Source organism: Spirosoma fluminis (assembly GCF_054778895.1).
This window is the reverse complement of the sequence record NZ_BAAGZD010000004.1, coordinates 928,839-947,642: the sequence shown is the minus strand read 5'-3', so window position 1 is coordinate 947,642 and position 18,804 is coordinate 928,839. Positions and strand designations below refer to the sequence as shown.

The 18,804-nt window shown below is 53.1% G+C and carries 13 protein-coding genes; 6 read left to right on the top strand and 7 right to left on the bottom strand.

The genetic code is table 11. The features are described 5' to 3' along the window. Positions 1–268: 268 nt before the first annotated feature. Entirely contained in the window at positions 269–628 is a 360-nt protein-coding gene (locus ACYVBJ_RS09635) for a LytR/AlgR family response regulator transcription factor (RefSeq protein ID WP_460982076.1), read from the top strand. Between the two features lie 91 nt (positions 629–719). On the opposite strand, the gene ACYVBJ_RS09630 is transcribed toward ACYVBJ_RS09635, so the two are convergent. Then, a complete protein-coding gene (locus ACYVBJ_RS09630; RefSeq protein WP_460982075.1) occupies positions 720–2,228 on the bottom strand; it encodes a glycine--tRNA ligase in 1,509 nt (502 codons plus the stop codon). A gap of 110 nt (positions 2,229–2,338) precedes the next feature. Here ACYVBJ_RS09630 and ACYVBJ_RS09625 point away from each other — a divergent pair, with 110 nt between their 5' ends. Continuing rightward, the gene (locus ACYVBJ_RS09625; protein ID WP_460982074.1) at positions 2,339–3,334 is read left to right on the top strand and encodes a helix-hairpin-helix domain-containing protein; all 996 of its coding nucleotides are present in this window, start codon (positions 2,339–2,341) and stop codon (positions 3,332–3,334) included. A 121-nt stretch (positions 3,335–3,455) separates the two neighbouring features. On the opposite strand, the gene rlmD is transcribed toward ACYVBJ_RS09625, so the two are convergent. Continuing rightward, positions 3,456–4,889, bottom strand: a complete 1,434-nt coding sequence (gene rlmD, locus ACYVBJ_RS09620) for a 23S rRNA (uracil(1939)-C(5))-methyltransferase RlmD (RefSeq protein ID WP_460982073.1) — start codon at positions 4,887–4,889, stop codon at positions 3,456–3,458. 68 nt (positions 4,890–4,957) lie between these two features. Between rlmD and ACYVBJ_RS09615 the strand changes: the two genes are divergently transcribed. Next, on the top strand, positions 4,958–7,213 hold the full coding sequence (locus ACYVBJ_RS09615) for a gliding motility-associated C-terminal domain-containing protein (RefSeq protein ID WP_460982072.1): 2,256 nt from the start codon (positions 4,958–4,960) through the stop codon (positions 7,211–7,213). Between the two features lie 93 nt (positions 7,214–7,306). On the opposite strand, the gene ACYVBJ_RS09610 is transcribed toward ACYVBJ_RS09615, so the two are convergent. Further along, positions 7,307–7,762 carry a DUF2147 domain-containing protein gene (locus ACYVBJ_RS09610; protein ID WP_460982071.1) on the bottom strand — a complete coding sequence of 152 codons (456 nt, stop codon included), beginning with the start codon at positions 7,760–7,762 and terminating at the stop codon, positions 7,307–7,309. A 441-nt stretch (positions 7,763–8,203) separates the two neighbouring features. Here ACYVBJ_RS09610 and ACYVBJ_RS09605 point away from each other — a divergent pair, with 441 nt between their 5' ends. The 3 genes from ACYVBJ_RS09605 to ACYVBJ_RS09595 all read left to right on the top strand — a co-directional run bounded on the left by ACYVBJ_RS09605 (position 8,204) and on the right by ACYVBJ_RS09595 (position 12,927). After that, a complete protein-coding gene (locus ACYVBJ_RS09605) occupies positions 8,204–8,845 on the top strand; it encodes a hypothetical protein (RefSeq protein ID WP_460982070.1) in 642 nt (213 codons plus the stop codon). Between the two features lie 262 nt (positions 8,846–9,107). After that, the gene (locus tag ACYVBJ_RS09600; protein ID WP_460982069.1) at positions 9,108–12,119 is read left to right on the top strand and encodes a sensor histidine kinase; all 3,012 of its coding nucleotides are present in this window, start codon (positions 9,108–9,110) and stop codon (positions 12,117–12,119) included. 4 nt (positions 12,120–12,123) lie between these two features. After that, positions 12,124–12,927 (top strand): LytR/AlgR family response regulator transcription factor, encoded by an 804-nt coding sequence (locus ACYVBJ_RS09595; RefSeq protein WP_460982068.1) that lies wholly within the window; start codon positions 12,124–12,126, stop codon positions 12,925–12,927. 1 nt (position 12,928) lies between these two features. On the opposite strand, the gene metF is transcribed toward ACYVBJ_RS09595, so the two are convergent. The 4 genes from metF to ACYVBJ_RS09575 form a co-directional block, all read right to left on the bottom strand. After that, positions 12,929–13,888 (bottom strand): methylenetetrahydrofolate reductase [NAD(P)H], encoded by a 960-nt coding sequence (metF, locus tag ACYVBJ_RS09590; RefSeq protein WP_460982067.1) that lies wholly within the window; start codon positions 13,886–13,888, stop codon positions 12,929–12,931. A gap of 12 nt (positions 13,889–13,900) precedes the next feature. Beyond that, on the bottom strand, positions 13,901–14,758 hold the full coding sequence (locus tag ACYVBJ_RS09585; RefSeq protein WP_460982066.1) for a phosphatase PAP2 family protein: 858 nt from the start codon (positions 14,756–14,758) through the stop codon (positions 13,901–13,903). A gap of 16 nt (positions 14,759–14,774) precedes the next feature. Next, complete coding sequence (locus ACYVBJ_RS09580; protein WP_460982065.1) at positions 14,775–18,116, bottom strand: UvrD-helicase domain-containing protein; 3,342 nt, start codon at positions 18,114–18,116, stop codon at positions 14,775–14,777. A 109-nt stretch (positions 18,117–18,225) separates the two neighbouring features. Further along, the gene (locus tag ACYVBJ_RS09575; RefSeq protein WP_460982064.1) at positions 18,226–18,762 is read right to left on the bottom strand and encodes a hypothetical protein; all 537 of its coding nucleotides are present in this window, start codon (positions 18,760–18,762) and stop codon (positions 18,226–18,228) included. Positions 18,763–18,804 lie beyond the last annotated feature (42 nt).

Here is an 18,804-nt window from a genome sequence, read left to right as displayed (position 1 = left end):
GTTTGATCCAGAGTTGTACTGCCCTACTGCCCTTCATTAAAATCGCCCAAACCGGTATGGTTTATAGTCTATTCTGGGCCAGTGGCTCAGGTTAACTGGCTACTCTCAGGCACATGTTACAAATTTTATAGGCTTTGTTACGTAAGAGCAAGAGGCTCGAAAGCATTCGGTTTAGTATTGTATCATAAACACTTGACCAACTTTCGATAAACCAAAACTGCAAACTCTCGTGACATACTTTTCTTCTGCTTCGAGCTCAGCTCGCACTATGCCAACGGAGTGGCCTCCTCTCAAACTATACCTACGCGAAACAGGTCGGCAGTCGTTCTCGGTAGTTGATCTTGTTTATCTGCAAGCGGTAGCGAACTACAGCTGGCTGAATTGGGTAGACGGCCGTCGTATGCTTATGCCACGTACCTTAAAGTACTATTCTCCCAAACTGCCGACCGAATTGTTCATTCGCCTGCATCGCAACTGCGTTGTCAATCGGCGCTACGTCGAGCGGCTGGAACGTACCGATACCGGTGGGTTGGTTCATTTGTCAACGGGCGAAGTGTTGCCTGTATCACGTCGGCGCTGGACGACTGTTCGCCGTCAACTAGCTGGTAACGCGTCTCATCTCAGCTAGTATTCTCTTCAGCTTTAGTTTTTTTATAGCCATACGCAGCAGGGGCGGCCACTAGTGGCCGCCCCTGCTGCGTATGGTCAATTTTAGACGCTTACATTTTTTCCAGAACGCGTTCCATTGATACTTCCTGACCAATGCGCGCCTTTAATTCGCTGATCGGTACCCGAATTTGCTCGGTTGTATCCCGGTAGCGAATAGTGACGGTATCGTCTTCCAGGCTCTGATAATCGACTGCGATACAGAACGGGGTTCCGATCAGGTCCTGCCGGGTGTAACGCTTTCCGATAGCGTCGCGCTCTTCGTAGATGACCCGAAACTCCGAACGAAGGCTTTTCACGATCTGCTCGGCTTTCTCCGGTAAACCATCTTTGCGCACAAGCGGAAACACCGCTGCCTTAACGGGGGCAAGTGCCGGATGGAGTTTTAAGTACGTACGCTCCTTCCGGTCGTCGCCTTCGCCAACGGTCTCCCGGGTGAACGCGTTACAGAACACTGCCAGAAATAGCCGGTCTGCGCCGACTGAAGTTTCCACTACGTAGGGAATATAATTGCCGTAAGGCTTACCCGTTGCCGGATCAACGTCATTGTCGAAATACTGCTGCTTCTTACGGCTCAGCTCCTGGTGCGATTTTAAGTCGAAATCGGTACGGGAATGAATACCTTCCATCTCGCGAAAGCCAAACGGAAACCGATACTCAATATCTACGGCGGCATTGGCGTAGTGCGCCAGTTTCTCGTGGATATGAAATTTGAGTTTTTCGGCGGGCAGGCCAACCGCCTGATGGAACTTCATCCGCGTATCCCGCCAGCGCTCGTACCACTCCATTTCGGTACCCGGCCGAACAAAGAACTGCATCTCCATCTGCTCGAACTCCCGCATACGGAAGGTAAACTGACGGGCGACGATCTCGTTTCGAAACGCCTTCCCGATCTGGGCGATACCGAACGGCACCTTCATGCGGCCGGTTTTCTGTACGTTCAGAAAATTAACGAAAATTCCCTGTGCTGTTTCCGGGCGCAGGTAGATCAGACTGGCGTCTTCGGCTAATGAGCCGACCTGGGTTGAAAACATCAGGTTAAACTGACGGACCTCCGTCCAGTTGTCGGTGCCCGAGACAGGGTCTTTAATTCCTTCGGCAATAATCAGATTTCGAACGCCTTCCAGATCATTATCCCCCAACAGACGGCCCATCTCCTGCAAAAGCGCCTGACTCCGGGCTTCGTCGCCTGCGTTGGCATACTCCTCGGCCTTCAGTTCAAGAAGTTGGTCAGCGCGGTACCGCTTTTTGGAATCGCGGTTGTCGATCATCGGATCATTAAACGAATCGACGTGTCCGGAGGCTTTCCAGGTGAGTGGATGCATAAAGATCGACGCGTCAATGCCGACAACATTGTCGTTCAACTGCGTCATGGCTTTCCACCAGAGCGTTTTGAGATTGTTCTTGAGTTCAACGCCGTTCTGCCCATAGTCATACACGGCCTGTAAGCCATCATAGATTTCAGACGAGGGAAATACAAAGCCATATTCTTTGGCGTGGGCGATAATATCTTGCAGCGATGCTGCTGGCGGTCCGTCGGTACGGGCTGGATTAGTATTCATACGTGCGGCAAAAATACAACAGGGAATGAATTAATCGGCTGACAGCTAGAAATCCTGCTTAAGTAACCTATATTGGCTGTTTAAAACCGTAACTCTCCACCGTATTCTTCATGTTCAAACGGTTTCAGTCGCTCATGCGCGACTACTTCGGGCTGTCCCATAAGGAAGCCAGAGGAGTTGTTGTCCTCCTCGTTCTTACCCTGCTCTTTGTTCTGGCTCCGTTTTTAACTCGTTTCTTTGCCGACAGGTCCCCCGTCACTACGTCCCCCGCCGATCAGCGGAAGCTGGATAGCCTTGTCGCGCTGATGCAGGCTGAAGAAGCGAAGCAACCGAAATTTGGCGACCGCCGTTCTGCTGAAAAAACCACTACCGAGCACTTCAGCGAACCCAGACTATTCACCTTCGATCCCAATACGGTCAGTGTGGCCGGATGGCAGCAACTCGGTTTGCCGAAATGGTTAGCCGAACGTATTGAAAAGTATCGTAATAAAGGCGGGCAGTTTCGGAAGAAAGAAGACCTGTTACGTATCTACGACTTCCCGGCCGATCTCTACGAACAGCTCGAACCCTATATTGCGCTCAAAACAAGCCCAGCAGGAACTCGCCAGGAAAGCGGCAATTTCACCGCGTCAGCGCGATCGGGTTACGGGGCTGACCGAACCGAATCAGCGGAGCGAACTACCTACGCGGAACGCCCCGCTAAACCGGCACTTCAACCGTTTGATATTAACACGGCCGATACGAGCCAGTTAATTGCCCTGAAAGGGATTGGTGCTACGTTAGCCGGACGTATCGTTAAATACCGCGATGCGCTGGGCGGCTTTATCTCAACGGACCAGTTTCGCGACGTGTATGGCCTGGATTCGAGTGCGGTTGAGGAGTTACTTAAGTTCGGTAAGATCAGAACCAGCGCCCGCAAGATTCCGGTGAATACAGCCAGTGCCGACGAATTAGACCGCCACCCGTTTCTGTCGCGACGACAGGCGCAAATCATTGTCAGCTACCGTGAGCAGCACGGCGCGTATACGTCAGCGGAGTCGCTGAAACCAATTCGTATTCTCGACGCCAAAACGATCGAAAAAATTGCGCCTTACTTAGAATTTTAGAAGAAAAGGGAATAGAGGAACGAAGGGGAAGATGGAGGAAGTGGAAGAAAGGGAGGAAGAGTAATCTGTCAATCCCTTTCGTCCCCCTTACTCCCTCTATTTCTTTTCTCCCCTACTTATCTTATCTTCTCTTCTTCAACAATACCACATTCTCGACATGGTGCGTATGGGGAAACATGTCGACGGGCTGCACCCGTTCAACGACGTATCCTTCATCGAGAATGCCCAGATCGCGGGCTTGTGTGGCCGTATTGCAGCTAACGTACACAATTCGGTCAGGGGCCGCGCTGAGCAGTTGACGAGTCACGGCTTCGTCCATACCGGCCCGTGGCGGATCGGTTATCACAACGTCCGGTCGGCCGTGCTGGTCGAAGAAGCTGTCCGTTAAAATATCCCGCATGTCGCCTGCGTGAAAGCTAGCATTAGTAATGTTATTGACCGTTGCATTTACGCGGGCATCGGCCACCGATGCCTCAACGTATTCAACTCCAATGACTTCGCGGGCCTGATGCGCCACGAAGAGCGCGATGGTGCCCGTGCCCGTGTACAGATCATATACCCGCTCCTGGCCCGTCAGCCCGGCCCAGTCACGTGTCACTTTATAGAGATTGTAGGCCTGCTGCGCGTTCGTCTGGTAGAACGATTTGGGGCCCACCCGGAAGGTTAAGTGCTCCATCCGCTCTTCGATATAAGGTTTCCCCGCCCAGTGGATTACGTCCTGATCCTGATAGCTGTCGTTTTTCTTCGTGTTCAGAATGTAATTCAGCGAGGTTATCTGCGGAAACGTATCCCGCAGGAACGAAAGTAAGCCTGTCAACAACTCGGGGTTATCCTGCGCCACCTGCAACGTTACCATTACCTGCTGCGTAGTATCGGCAGTACGGATAATCAGCGTACGCAGAAACCCAGTATGCACTTTCAGATTATACATGCTCATGTCATTCCGAAAGGCATAGTCGGCCACGGCCAGCCGGATGTCGTTCGATGGATCGGGCTGAAGGTAACAATGCCGGATCGGCAGGACCTTATCGAATCGGCCGGGGACGTGAAAACCCACGGCTCTCGGATCCATCGGCTCGTCGGTTCGCACTTCGGCCTGCGTCAGCCAGCGCCCTTCGGCGCACGTAAATTCCAGTTTGTTCCGGTAATACTGAGTCGGATGAGCCGCCAGAATAGGCTGAATTGTCGGCAGAGCGACCTTACCGATTCGGGTTAGGTGATCGACTACCTGCTGGTGCTTGAAGCTAAGTTGTTCGTCGTACCGGATGTGCTGCCACTTGCACCCGCCACACGTACCGAAATGTTCGCAGAATGGCTCCGTTCGTACGGGCGACCGTTCCTGAATGTGTTCCGCAACTGCCTCGCGGTACTGTTTTTTCTTATTGGTGATGCGCAGATCAACAATATCGCCGGGCGCAACACCGGGCCCTCCGGTGGGATTTTCGACAAAGATGACACCTTCGTCAGTACGTACTATACACTTCCCTTCCGCAGCTACAGCATCGATACGCATGCCTGCCAACCGTTCGGGTGTTTTATGGATCTTCCTACGCATAAGTCCTAAAAAACTGCTAATTTAAGCAGCCGTTTTCGGACGAGCCCAATTACGAACCGTTTCTCTCTATGTCCAACGTCTACCGTGTCTGGCGGTTAACGATTTTAGTAACCAGCTTTTTACTGACCATCAGTCAGTTCACGTTTGCCACGCACATCGTTGGGGGCGAACTTGAACTGCGCTATCTGGGTGCGCAGAGTGCCTTTACGCATCGCATCAACCTTAACCTATACTTCGATGATGTGAACGGTGACCCCGGCGCGGATGACGGCCGGGTGACGGTGGGGATCTTTGCCAAACGGAATAACCAGTTCATTGGCTACGTGCCCCTTAACCGAATCAGCAGCGAATACGTACCGTATACCCGACCGGCCTGCACCAGCGGCAGTCTGAGCACCCGCCTGATTCGCCACAGTGTCGATCTGACGCTCGATCCGAACGTGTTTAATGATCCGAATGGCTACTACATCTCCTGGGAACGCTGCTGCCGCAACCGCACGATTGTGAACATTGACAATCCCGGTGGCTCAGGCTCAACGTTTTATCTCGAATTTCCGGCGATCGTGAACGGCCAAACACGGGTCAACAACTCGTCTCCGGTGTTTGCCATTCCGAAAGGCGATTACGCCTGTATCGGCCAACCGTTTACGCTTGATTTCAGCGCGAAAGATGCCGACGGCGACAGCCTGAGTTACGCCCTGGTGACGCCCTTTAATGGCTTCAGTACCACGCTCGACCCAAACCCAGGGGCGCTGAACCGTAACGTACCGCCTTATTTTGCGCCGGGGCCTTACCCGCCGGTTCGCTGGATAAACGGTATTTCAGCCGCCAACCAGATTCCGGGTACGGTTCCGTTGCGCATCAACGCACGTTCGGGCCTGCTGAACGTAACGCCTGACCGGATTGGCTTATTCGTCTTTTCGGTCGAAGTTGGCGAATACCGGGCTGGTAAGCTCATTGGCCGCGTCCGGCGCGACTACCAAGTGCTGGTGCTCGACTGTCAGAAAAATGATCCGCCCAGGCTGCTGCTACGTACCGAAGGGCAGAAAGCGTTTTACGCAGAAGGAACGGTGCTGACGATTGCCGAGCAAGACACAAACTGCCTGAATCTGTACATCACCGATCCCAACGCCAACCAGCGCATTCAGATCATTAACATGAGTGGATCGCTGCCCGGTCTGACCGTTGCACCGGGTGAACTGCTTACCCGCACCAGCCGCGATACGTTGCAGGCCAAGTTTTGCTTTGGCAAATGCGTGGGGGGAGATGGCCGCCCGTTTACCTTACTCATCCGGGCCAGTGACGATGGCTGTCCGCAAGGACTAAGCGACACCATCAGCATTCGCCTGAACATCATTCCCGGCCCGAACAATAAACCGGTAGCGAGCACAAACCTGACAAATAACCAGAGCCGGGTTTCGGTCGGCTCATCGCTAACGTTCACCGCCTTTGGCAACGATCTGGATAATGACAACATCAGCATTCAGGCCGTCGGGCGTGGATTCTCCCTGGCTCAGGCGGGGATGTCGTTTTCTTCAGCAACGGGTATCGGTAAAGTCGCCCAGCCGTTCGTGTGGAAACCAACCTGTTCGCAGGCGACTCAGCCGGAGTACCTGGTCGATTTTATTGTAACCGACAATCGGTGCAGCCGGAACCTGCGCGACACCATTACCGTCCGACTCGCGGCTGAAGGGCTGCCCAGTCAGCCCCCCAATGTACGCACAAGTCTGGCGCAGCAAACTGTTGATATGATCGTTAGTCCGACGGGTGCCGACGGGCAGGTCGATTTTGATGTGCTTGGAAACGACCCCGACCGAGATACGTTGCAGCTTACGGGTGTCGGTCGGGGATTTGACGTAAAGGGCGTGGGCATGTCGTTCATCAATAAGCTGGGCGCTCCTCTTCTGCAATCACCGTTTAGCTGGCGGCCCAGCTGCGAACTGCTCGCCGGGCGAAGTGAAGCAACGTTCGTAGTGGATTTTGTTGTAGACGACCGTTCATGCCAGCCTAATCACCAGGCTGTAACGACCGTTACGTTTCGTCTGAAAGATCCATCGGTCGACGCGGAGATAACCGTTCCGAACGTATTTACGCCCAACGGCGACGGGATGAATGACTATTTTACGGTGAAAGATCTGCCGGAAAATGCCTGTAGTGAACAGTTCAGGTCGATTCAGGTCACCAACCGCTGGGGGCAGACGGTGTTTTCGTCCACAGACCCGAAGTTCCGCTGGGCTGGTACCGACGCGCCAACCGGAACGTACTACTACCTGCTGACCACCAGCAAACGAACGTTTAAAGGGCCCGTAACCCTGATTCGGTGACATTAACAGAAAAAGACGTTAGACAAAAGACATACGAGTTGAGCCGCAAGCCTGCTGACAGTGTCGTCTTACGTCTTTTTCTCTTCGTAAAATCTATTTTACCCGGGTCCAGGTACGGGTTTTACCCAGCATACTGATGCCGAATACGTACCCATGCACATCGAGCGTGTTCGCGTCCTTAAGTGTTACCTGGCAGCCGTAGGTTTTTCCATCTTCAGGGTTATAGATTAATCCATCCCCCCAGACATTATTGCCCTTATAGCGAAGATCGGTCATAATTAGCATGTTGATCAGTGGCCGTGTCCGCAGCTTTTCATCGGGGTTTTTTTCGTCTGCCTTTGGGCGGTTTGTGGACGGGTCGTTGGGTTCCTGCATCCAGACCAGCTTCCCATAGAAGCTGGTACCCTGTCTGTAAATCTGCACCTGATTTTTCTTCTTTGAGCTAAGCCACTTCCCTACCACCGCATCCGGATTGTCCGATTTGGGCGAGAACGAGCTTGTCAGTATGGCTACCAGTAAAAGCAGCAGCGCCGGGCGAAATCTATACATAACTAAAGGATGCACTGTCGGTTTATGCTTATTCAATAACGAAAATAGCAGGCAGATGCTGATAGGACTCGGAAAAATTAGTGTATGCGCATACTCTAAGTTGTTTCGACATAGCGGCTTACGTTTATTCAGGCCTTCAGGAGCAATGCTGTGTCCATCACAGTTTACCCCCCATACTTTACCCAAATCCGCCTAACTAAACAGGCAACAGACTACTCACAAACCAGAAGTTTGTGCAAATGCCGGACGATCTGTGGCGTATGACCAACTAACGTAATGAGTACGATCAACGACTAATATAAATCAGCGCACAACCAATACGAGGCAGTCAGCAAACCGTCCATAAGTCAAACGGCACCGTTTTTGAATCAGAAGCTGCCATATATGCAGCCCAGTCATTTGACAGTTCTGGCACTCGTAGGTTTAAGGAGGTAATCAATTATGTCCACCGTAATGAAATACTGGCAACTACTCGGTTTGGGAGCGGGGTTAATAATGTTCTATACACTGGTGTTGCGGAGGTATAACTCGCTGGGATTCCGGCTGTTCTCAGTATGTTTCCTTATCGGCATTAGTCTGTGTTGTGGCTGGTTTATCCATTTTCGCTCGCTCAACGAGATAAAGGAACGTAGCGCCTTCACTCAGGCCACGGTAATTGATAGGTCGACCCAGTTCATGACTACCCGTGTCCGGTTGCGCTTCACCGACCGAAGCGGTAAAGGCCGAATTAGTCAGCAAACCGTTGGCCGATGGAACGATACGTTTGCGAATGTGCAGCCCGGCGACGTAGTACCGATTTTTTTCAACTCAGCTTCTGGTACCGTGTGGCTGGTCACCAGCTACCAACGCCAGCTTACAATTACGGTTTATCTGCTGGTTTTACCCATTTTTCTTTTTGTACTGGGCAGTATGGGCTGGCTGCTGCTGGGTAACTACCGGATTGAGACACACCAGGGGACGTTCTTCGAATACCTGACCGACGAAAATGGCCGGGTCGTGTACGATACCCGACAGTTCCTTTCCCGAACCCTTTACCCAGCGCGTGTCGTCAGCCGCATCGGGCAACTTTTTCAACGGCCGTAACGGGCAAGCGTTTTCCTGGTTAGGTTAGCTGCGCTCCGGATATAAAGTCAGACGCGCCGATTCTCCCGGAAAACCAACCGACCAACGAGTTCGTCCGCTACGGCCAACTTGCAGATTTACCTTTAAGTAAGAGCGCGGCTGATCCAGAACCCGTTACGCACTAACTTACAGCGCTCCACTCTAAATCCTTAGTTCATACGTCCTTACAGGCTAATTAGCCTGGTTATGTCTCATGAGGTATCTACGCTGCTTTTTCTGGGTTATGCTGGAGCTTTTGCTAGCTGGAACCGTCAGCGCACAGATGCCTACGCTGGCCCTCGAACACCTGACCACTAAAGAAGGATTACCGTCTAATGACATCTGGTGTACGAAAAAGGATAAACAGGGCTTCCTGTGGGTAGGCACCGGCCGGAACATCTGCCGGTATGATGGTTATACGTTTCAGCGGCTGGAGACCTTAAAAGTCGGCTACTGTTCCAGCATCGCACTCGACTCGGGCGGTACGGTGTATGCTTCCATTGCGACAGAAGGGTTGTGCGCCATTGATGCCGGGCGGCTGACAGCCCGAACTTTACTCCGCAATAATTATGAAGATAAGGACCCGACGAATGACATGCATGAGCGGGTCTTTGTCGATTCGTATAATCAGGTTTGGATGTCTGATTATACATCGGTTAAACGGTATGATCCGCGTCAGAAAAAGCTTCGCAATTACGCCCTTTCCTCGGCCGACAACGTGCACCAGGATGCCACTTTTTTTGAAGACAGCCGCCATCGGCTCTGGGTAATTTCCGAGATCGGTCTTTACCAGTACGACCGCCGGTCCGACCAACTGAGCTGCATCATCGGCCGCGAAGCCCGGCTGGCCAAGAATAAACGGCCAATCCGGCTGGAGAAAGCCTTCGAAGACGCGCAAGGTAGTATATGGATTGGCGGGTATGACCAGGGACTGGTTCGATTTTCGCCCGATGATAGGTCGTTTTCGGTTCTGGCCGCCGGTTTCGAGAATCAGAACGTCATCTGCGGGCAGGAGTCGATCGATGAGAATGGCCGGAAACTGTTGTTTATTGGTACAGAGAAAGGCGTTAGCCTGTATTATCCGGCGCAGGGCAAGGTATACCACGTACCGGAATTTTACAACAAAGGCATCCACGTCAAAGATATGTATGACGATAAAGAGAACGGCATTCTCTGGATCGGCACGCGGGAGGGCCTTTTCAAATACCGGTACCGCAATTCAGGCATTCACACCGTCGATGTCCCCGCCAGCGCCGTCAGACTACCGGTTGAACTGACCAGTCCCCTGCAGAAGCCCGACGGAAATTACCTGCTGGGGCTTTCGCACTCGGGCGTTCTGGACTGGCAGCCATCGACAAACCTTTTTAAGCTGCGTTCATACCCGACCAATGCCTACACCTACAGTCTCCGCTGGATACAGAACCGTCCGGTTGCGTTTACCGATAAAGGCGTATTTTTTGGCGATGCCGCTCAAGGCAATTTCGTGACTGTACCGGCCGTATCCCGGCTGTTTACCTCTGTCGAGTTCCGGGACGGGCTGCTGGATCGGCACGGGCGGTTCTGGATCGCCAATCTGACCGAAGGGCTAAAAGTGATTGACCCAGCCAGCTATGCCGAAGTGAAGCTGTGGCCCAGTTCGACGGGGAAACAGCTATGCCATAACAATTACATAAAATCGATCACCGAAGGAGCCGACGGAAAAATCTGGGTCGCCACCTGCCCAAATGGGTTATATTATTTCGACGAACGGCCGTCGCGCCCGGCTCAGTCGCGGTTTGTTAATATCAATGAACTCTCCATCAATACAGGAAAACCGCTGAGTGGACTCTGTATCAACGCCGTACAGCGGGCGAAAGACGGATCGATTCTGGTGGCTAGCTGGGGCGGGGTCAACAAAGTCTCGGCATCGGGTGCGATTCTGGCTACGTTCGAATACAAGCACGATAAACTGGCAGATACGTATTGCTCGAACATCTGCGAAGACAAATTGGGCAACTTATGGTTCAGCACCAACGAGGGAATTCATATCGCCAATCTGAAAACGCGGAAACTAAAATACCTGACCACAATTGAGGGACTGCACAGCAACTACCCGGTTGGCTTTCTGAAAACTCAGTCGGGCGAACTGCTGATTGGGCACATCAATACCCTCAACATCCTGAACCTCGACACCTTAAGTGTCCGAAAAAGCGCTCCCAAAATTGTTATCACCTCCGTTGAGGTTAAAGGAACTTATTACGTCGGGAATCCGACCCAGGGCATCACGGTCAACCCCGACGAAAACGCGCTTACCTTCAGTGTTTCGTCGCTGAATTTCGAGCCAGCCTCCCAGAACCGGTATCAATACCAGCTCGAAGGCTTCGATGATAACTGGGTAGACCTTGGCACCAAGAATACGGTATCGTTCACCAACCTCCCGGCCAAAACGTATCGGCTACGGGTAAAAACGAGTAATAGTTTTGGCGAATGGAGCGCTGCACCTTTAATCGTGCCGCTGACCATTAAACCGCATTTTACCGGCACCTGGTGGTTCAGAAGTCTGGTCGGGCTACTTGTGGCGGGTATTCTGGTGAGCATTATGCGCTGGCGGGTATACACCCTGGCCGAACGCAACCGGCTGGAGTTACAGATGACCGAGCTAAAGCTGAAGGCCCTGCAATCGCAGATGAACCCGCATTTTCTGTTCAACTCGCTGAACTCGGTGCAGAACTACCTGCTGACAAACCAGGGCATTGAAGGGGCGAAGTATCTCTCAAAATTCTCAAAGCTGGTTCGTCGGATCATGGAGAATTCGAACCACCAATATCTGCCGTTCGAGCAGATTATCGATACGTTGCGGATGTACGTCGAGATCGAGTCGTTCCGCTTCAACCATGAGTTCAGCTACGAATTTGACATTGCCGATGACGACGCCCTGCTGAACACGCTCCTGCCGCCCATGCTCCTGCAACCTTACGTCGAAAACGCGATCTGGCACGGCCTGATGCCGAAAGAAGGCGAGAAAAGGCTTATTATTTCGGCCAGGGTTGACCAGCAGCACATCATTTGCACCATCGAAGACAACGGCGTAGGTCGGGCGTTTTCGCCCCGCCGGGAGGGGCACATTTCCCGAGGACAGGAAATGACCAACGGCATCTTTGAGTCGCTGCGCCATAAAGACAGTACCGCCCGCCTGGCCGTAATCGACCTGGTCGATGCCGACAATAACCCCGCGGGCACCCAGATTGTCATGACTATTCCCCTTGAAACGCCCTGAACCAATGAATCCGCTACGTGCCGTTATTATCGACGACGAAACCAACGCCCGCCAGGCCCTCTCGAACCTGCTTCAACTAGTTTGCCCGGATGTGGTTATCTGTGGCGAAGCGAAAAATGTGGATTCAGGGATTGCCCTGATCCATGAACAGCACCCAAATCTGGTTTTTCTGGACATTCAGATGCCCGGGAAAACGGGTTTTGATCTCTTGTCCAGCTTCCCTACAGCTGACTTTGGGGTCATTTTCACCACCGCTTACCAGGAATACGCCATTCGCGCGTTTCGATTCAGCGCCATCGACTATTTACTCAAACCGATTGATCCGGATGAGCTTCAGTCGGCCATCGGTAAGTTTAAAACAAAGCTGTTACCCGTCGATCAGCAGCAGTTGAAAATATTGCAGGAGCACATCGACGAACCCCGGCATTCGGAGTTGAAAAAGCGTACACCCAACGCCAATCAGCGCCTGGCCCTGCCTACCGCCGAAGGGATTCATTTCGTGCAGATGGCCGATATCATCCAGTGCGAATCGCTGGGTTCCTACACAAAATTTCACCTCACTACCAGTAAATCCATTGTGGTATCCCGGCTGTTGAAAGAATACGAAGAGATTCTGGATAATTATTATTTCTTCCGGGTTCACCAGTCCAACATCGTGAATCTCGAACATATCAAACGGTACGTTAAAGGCGACGGCGGACAGGTGTGGCTGAGCGACAACTCCGAAGTGGAAGTATCGCGTCGGCGCAAAGACGATTTCCTGTCGTTACTGGCCGACTTTTACGTGAACTCCGGCAAGATCGCCTGAGCTAAAATATCGCCCTGGCAATTTTGGTGATGTTGTCCGATTTGCCCATCGTGTAAAAATGCAGCACGGGCGCGCCACCCGCCAGCAATTCGCGCGACTGCTGGATACTCCACTCGATACCGACCTGCCGGGCCTGCTGGTCGTTTTCGCAGGCTTCAACGGCACGGACTAAGTCGTCGGGCATGTCGAGATGAAAGATTTTGGGCAGCACTTGAAGCTGCTTGCGCGTACTCAAAGGTTTCAGGCCAGGAATGATCGGGATACGAATGCCGTGCTGACGGCAGCGCTCGACGAAGTCAAAGTACTTCCGGTTATCGAAGAACATCTGCGTCACGATGTAGTCCGCTCCTTTGTCGACCTTTTGTTTCAGGTAGTAGAAGTCGATGTCGTGGTCGACCGCTTCAAAGTGCTTTTCGGGATAAGCCGCTACGCCAATGCAGAAGCCACTCGGAGCCAGGGGTGTGTCTTCTTCGTGCAGGTAAATTCCCTGGTTCATGTTAGCCACCTGCTCCACCAGTTCACTGGCGTATGCGTACCCGTTTTCTTTGGCCTTAAAGGTCGTAAATGGCTTGGCCGGATCACCCCGCAGCACCAGGACATTGTCGATGCCCAGGTAATGCAGATCAATGAGAAAATCTTCGGTTTCTTCCCTCGAAAACCCTCCGCACAACACATGCGGCACGGGGTCAACGCTAAAGCGATGCATGATGGCCGAACAAATGCCGACTGTACCGGGGCGTTTGCGGGTGACAATCTTCTGGATGGTGCCATCGGGTAAGGGCCGTTCGATGTATTCTTCGCGGTGGTACGTAACATCGACGAACGGCGGCTTAAATTCCATCAACGGCTCAATGTTGTCGAGCAGGCTTTTCAGATTATCCCCTTTAATCGGCGGGATCACTTCAATGGAAAAGATGGGCTTGCCATTGGCAGCCCGAATGTGGTCGGTAATTTTGGTCATTGCGCAGCGAATCTAACGCGAGAACACCATCAGGCAGACAGAGATTCCGTTGGCAGTTCCGGTACTCCAAGGCTGTACATCCAGCCGTCGCCCCAGTTCGGTCTGATTTTTCACTTCGTGCAGTTTCGGAATCCCCCATCCCAGCAGGGAACCAACGGCAGCCCCGGTCAACAGATCGGAAGGGTAATGCAGCCCGCCTTCGTAGCGAAGCACTGCCGTGGCCGTGGCGAGCCCCAGCGAACCGACCCATACCACCGGCTTCAGCCGCGAGTGCGGGAAATAATGCCGAAACACTTCCGCCGTGAACACTGCCGTAGCAAACGCATTGGACGCGTGGCCAGAGAAAAACGACTGGCGGGCGTCGCGCTCCAGTTTCTCGTCCAACGGAGCAATTGGGTTATAGACAAAAGGCCGGGTCCGTTGGGTAAGGGCTTTTACGGTCCCCTTGACTCCGTTGGTGAGGAGCATGGTTTCCACGTACATCACGGCAATGGTCTTTACATCCTGGCGCATCTTCGGTGCGGCTATGGTCAACAGGCCCGTCAGCGCTATATTCCCCGCCAGTGTTACGTCACTGAGCCGATCGGCGCCTTTCGACCAGTGATTGGCAGCACTGCGATCGAAGGCATTTATATCCGCCCGATTCAGCGTGACTATGTCAGCGGCCGTCAGCGGATCAATAATGCTCGTCAGCGCCAGCGATGCACCGAAGGTTACCGCACCCACTCCTAAGGCAGTTAATTCACGGCCTGTTTTCAGCTGGTACGGTGATGAGTTACTAAGCTGCGTGGCATCAGTTGACTGCGCCAGGCCAATTAGTGACTGCACAGTAAGCCACAGGGAAACGAATAAGGTTTTTTGTCTCAACATTCAACGGGTTAATGGCTTACATAACGTGCACGACCTGTGGTTCGTCGGATAGAAACACAACTCGGCCTTCCACTTCATGAAAGCCCATCTCGCGGTATAAGCCGGTAAAATATTTCAGGGATTTAATGGGGTCGTAGGTAGTTGCGGATTCACTAGCCTGCCACGCGACTTCCGATTCATATTGAACCAAAACAACGCTTCCGTTGGGGTAATGCACGACCCGATGCGGGGCACCATGAATGCGCGTACGGCTTAAAATGCTCCGGTCTGTGTCGATACGTAGCGTTGGGTCGAATAAATCGGCCAGGTTCGGGTGCGTCACAATGGTCAGCAGACTCCGTTTAAGGTCCGCACATTCGACGCTCCGGACGAGCCCTTCGCTGACCAGCTGCCGAAGCGTTTTGTCGATGCAGCCGGGTCCTTTAATCAGGCTCAGAGCCGCGCCGAGCTTGCGATCGCGCTCGCGGGTACGCTCAAACGTAGCGACGTCGAACACCCGATCGGCCTGCCGACGTAACTGCAAATCCTGTCCCCGGTGACCACTAATCACTTCATCGAGCACTATCTCCTCATCGACAGCATCAACCTGATAATGCGAACTACCGTCAGCGCACTGGCATATTTCGTACTGTAACTGGCCTTCCTGCCAGGCATAGCCGCAGGAACGGGCAACCTCACTATCGCGCAGGAACGAATGCAGCCAGTAGCTCACGTCTTTCTGGCTCCCCCCTTTGGTAAAGTCAGCCGCTTCGGCAATGACGTACAGCCGATCGGTTGGCCGCGTGAACGCTACGTAAAGCAGGTTCATATTTTCGAGAAAAGTCCGCGTCAGCTCCTCCTCATATTGAGCCGCTACGGGTTCGGGCGTTTTTGTCAACGTACTGCTCGCCACGACAGGTGCCGCCATGAGTCGGGTTACCTCACCAGTGTGGCTTTCGTGCGCCAGGAGATCGGCCCGGATCTCCGATAGATTGAGCCAGATCGAGCTGTTTCGGTTGGGCTCAACCGACCAGTTGGCAAACGGAATGATAACGACCGGAAACTCCAGCCCCTTCGATTTGTGAATGGTTTGAATACTAACCGCATTCCGCGCGTTTCCCTCCACCGAAATCTTCTGCCGGACACTTTCCCAGTACAGCAGAAAATCGCTTAAGTGCCCGCTGCGTTTCTGGTTAAAGGTCAACACTTCATCGAGGAAGCGGAACAGGAACGGGTTGTGTTCGGCCTGGTCGAACAGATGAAACTGAGCCGTCAGGCGTTCGGCCAGTTCATAGGGGTTCAGTTGCCCCAGCGCATACGGATCGAGGGGGTAGCCCTGCGCTCCGAGGTAGTCATACATGCCGCCAATCTCCCCTTCCGCAACATTCCGAATCTTTTCAGTCAGTGCATCGTCGGGGAAGACGCCCTGCACCACCCGGTGGAATAAATACAGCAGTTCGTAGCGGAGCAGCTTCTGATCGGGTTGCTGAAGCAGCCGCATCAACGTAATGAGCCACTTCACCGGATCAGAAAACTCCAGCGACAACGAATCGGCCGACACCAGCGGAATTTGCCGGGCGTTGAGTTCGTTGGCCAGGGCTTTTGCCTGCCCTTTTTTCCGGCAAAGAATGGCGATATCGCCGTATTGATATCCTTCAGCAATGGCCCGCTCCAGATGCTCGATCGTTTTCTCAAGCATCATCGTAGTCAGATCCTTAACCTGGGCTTCGTCCCTAGCCACAAAATCAATCTGTACGTGCCCTTCCGTACGAGCGTTGGCCTGCGCGACCTGATGAAACTCCTGCTTAACGTCGAAAACATCCGCCAGTTTCGGGTGCTGGTGCTCAAACCGGCGGGCGGTGAACTCGAAGAAATCGTTGTTGAAACGCACAATCGGCTCTGCGCTCCGCCAGTTGGTCGTCAGTAGTGCCGATTGAATGTGGCCATCAAGCATGTCGATCCGATCGGCGGTCCACGAGCCGGGCTTATGGGCTTCTTTCAACGTAGTAAGATCCTTCCGGTGCAGCGCGACGATCTGGTCCATATCGCCCCCCCGAAAGCGGTAGATGGCCTGTTTGCCATCACCAACGGCGAGGTTGAAATGATCACCCCCGAGCGAGTTTTCAATGAGCGGCAGCAGATTGGCGAACTGCAGCCGCGACGTATCCTGAAACTCGTCGATAAGGATATGGTTGTATTTCGTACCCAACCGTTCGTACAGGAACGGCACGGGTTCCGAAGCGACAATACTCAGAATTTTTTTATTAAACTCGGAAATATGCACGCGCCCGTCTTTGCGGAGCAGCTCATCGAACTCCACACGCATTTGCTTCAGTAAGGCTAGTTTCTGCAAATGAGGCAGCAGACAGTCGAACAGGACCATCTGCTTGCCACGCTCCTCCCGAATGCCATTAATCTGCTCGATACAGTCGCTAAGCTCCGCAGCCATGCCGTCGATTATATCCTTCACGGGCTGGGGCGTTTTCTTGCCGTACCAATCGCCGTTGTTTACCGCATTGTTCACCCGCGCCCCGGCTTCTTTTCGGTATTCACCGTTGGCAACTGCTTTTAAATAACCGCCCACACCCGACGCTCCGTAGGCAAAATCCGTTTCGTCCAGCCCCGCATCGGTGACCAGCTTCCAGGCCCGCTGTGCGTGCCCGACGATATCGGTTTCGGCCTGGCGGTTGTACTCCAGCAACTGTAGTCGAATAGTACGTAACGCCGTCGGTGACAGCTCCTGCGCGGAGCTAACGGCCTCGTAAAACTGATCGGAGGTTAAATTTCTGCCAAACTCTTTGAGCAGTTCGGGAAGCATGTTCCAGCTTTTTCCTTCGGCCGCCGTGTGCGTATAGTATTCGCCCAGAATGGTCGTGATCTCGTCCATTTCCTCGGTTCCGGCCTTTTCGATCAGGTTATCAATCGCCAGTTCGAGGACTTCGTCGGTTTCCATCTCGACTTCGAACGAATAGGGAAACCCTAGTTCATCCGTAAATGCCATAACGACCCGCTGCGTAAACGAGTCGATGGTGGTGACGCTGAAATCGGCGTAGCGGTGCAGAATGGTTTTAAAAACGGACTCGGCTTTCTTACGCACCTCAAGTTTGGCGATTTCAAAGGCATCTTCCCCCGGGGTCAGCGCATACAGTTCCTTAACCAGATCATCGAGCAGCGGCATTTGCTTACCATCGGCAATCTCGCGCAGCCGCTCCAGAATCCGATTCTTCATCTCGTTGGCGGCCGCGTTGGTGAACGTAACGGCCAGGATGTGCCGAAAGTAATCGTCGCGCGCGTCGGGCCGGAGTGCCAGTTTAAGGTACTCTTTGGTGAGCGTGTAAGTCTTACCCGAACCAGCCGAAGAACTGTAGATCTTGAACATGTGGAGGAAAGGGATGAGAGGGAAGAAAGGGACGAGAGGGGATAGAGGGACAGGATGATATGCGCAAGCGCTTTTGTTCCTTCATCCCATTCCTCCCTTTTCTCCCTTCCTAAAAATTATACCGCAACCCTAAACCTGTATTCAGATTCAGGAAAAACGGAGCCTGAAGAAGTTCGACGTAGAGACCGCCTTCCAGAAAGAACGAATACGGTTTGTTGGCCGGGAAATACTCCAGGCCGCCCACGCCCGATCCGCCAATGGATAACGCATTCTCGTACTGGCCCACGCTGGCAAGCCGGTTGGCGTAGTACCGACGTGTATTGATCTGTCCACCAAAGCCATAATACCCGCGCAGACTCTCGCTGCTGGTTAACGCCTTATGCCAGATGTAATGTCCCTGAACCGCCAGCCCAACGCTTTTGTAATCACCCGAACGGTAGCTCCGCCGATTGCCGTACAGGCCACCATACGTACCAATATTCAGGTCGAATGCGTGATTGCTTCCGAAGTATTTTCGGATGTTTACGCCCGCGGGTTCACCGATGCGGAAACCGACCGACCAGTTGTTGTATTGCGCCCGTGCCTGACTGGGCATCAGCAGCCAGCCCGAAATGGCCAGCAGCGCAACTATACGTAGTGTTCTCATAGACTGATATTTGCCGTCTGTTCCGCTTCGTTCTATGCGTAC

Bases quoted from the DNA above. Each gene is read 5' to 3' on its own strand.
- ACYVBJ_RS09635 (WP_460982076.1), top strand. From the start codon at position 269: ATGCCAACGGAGTGGCCTCCTCTCAAACTATACCTACGCGAAACAGGT.
- ACYVBJ_RS09630 (WP_460982075.1), bottom strand. From the start codon at position 2,228: ATGAATACTAATCCAGCCCGTACCGACGGACCGCCAGCAGCATCGCTG.
- ACYVBJ_RS09625 (WP_460982074.1), top strand. From the start codon at position 2,339: ATGTTCAAACGGTTTCAGTCGCTCATGCGCGACTACTTCGGGCTGTCC.
- rlmD (WP_460982073.1), bottom strand. From the start codon at position 4,889: ATGCGTAGGAAGATCCATAAAACACCCGAACGGTTGGCAGGCATGCGT.
- ACYVBJ_RS09615 (WP_460982072.1), top strand. From the start codon at position 4,958: ATGTCCAACGTCTACCGTGTCTGGCGGTTAACGATTTTAGTAACCAGC.
- ACYVBJ_RS09610 (WP_460982071.1), bottom strand. From the start codon at position 7,762: ATGTATAGATTTCGCCCGGCGCTGCTGCTTTTACTGGTAGCCATACTG.
- ACYVBJ_RS09605 (WP_460982070.1), top strand. From the start codon at position 8,204: ATGTCCACCGTAATGAAATACTGGCAACTACTCGGTTTGGGAGCGGGG.
- ACYVBJ_RS09600 (WP_460982069.1), top strand. From the start codon at position 9,108: ATGCTGGAGCTTTTGCTAGCTGGAACCGTCAGCGCACAGATGCCTACG.
- ACYVBJ_RS09595 (WP_460982068.1), top strand. From the start codon at position 12,124: ATGAATCCGCTACGTGCCGTTATTATCGACGACGAAACCAACGCCCGC.
- metF (WP_460982067.1), bottom strand. From the start codon at position 13,888: ATGACCAAAATTACCGACCACATTCGGGCTGCCAATGGCAAGCCCATC.
- ACYVBJ_RS09585 (WP_460982066.1), bottom strand. From the start codon at position 14,758: ATGTTGAGACAAAAAACCTTATTCGTTTCCCTGTGGCTTACTGTGCAG.
- ACYVBJ_RS09580 (WP_460982065.1), bottom strand. From the start codon at position 18,116: ATGTTCAAGATCTACAGTTCTTCGGCTGGTTCGGGTAAGACTTACACG.
- ACYVBJ_RS09575 (WP_460982064.1), bottom strand. From the start codon at position 18,762: ATGAGAACACTACGTATAGTTGCGCTGCTGGCCATTTCGGGCTGGCTG.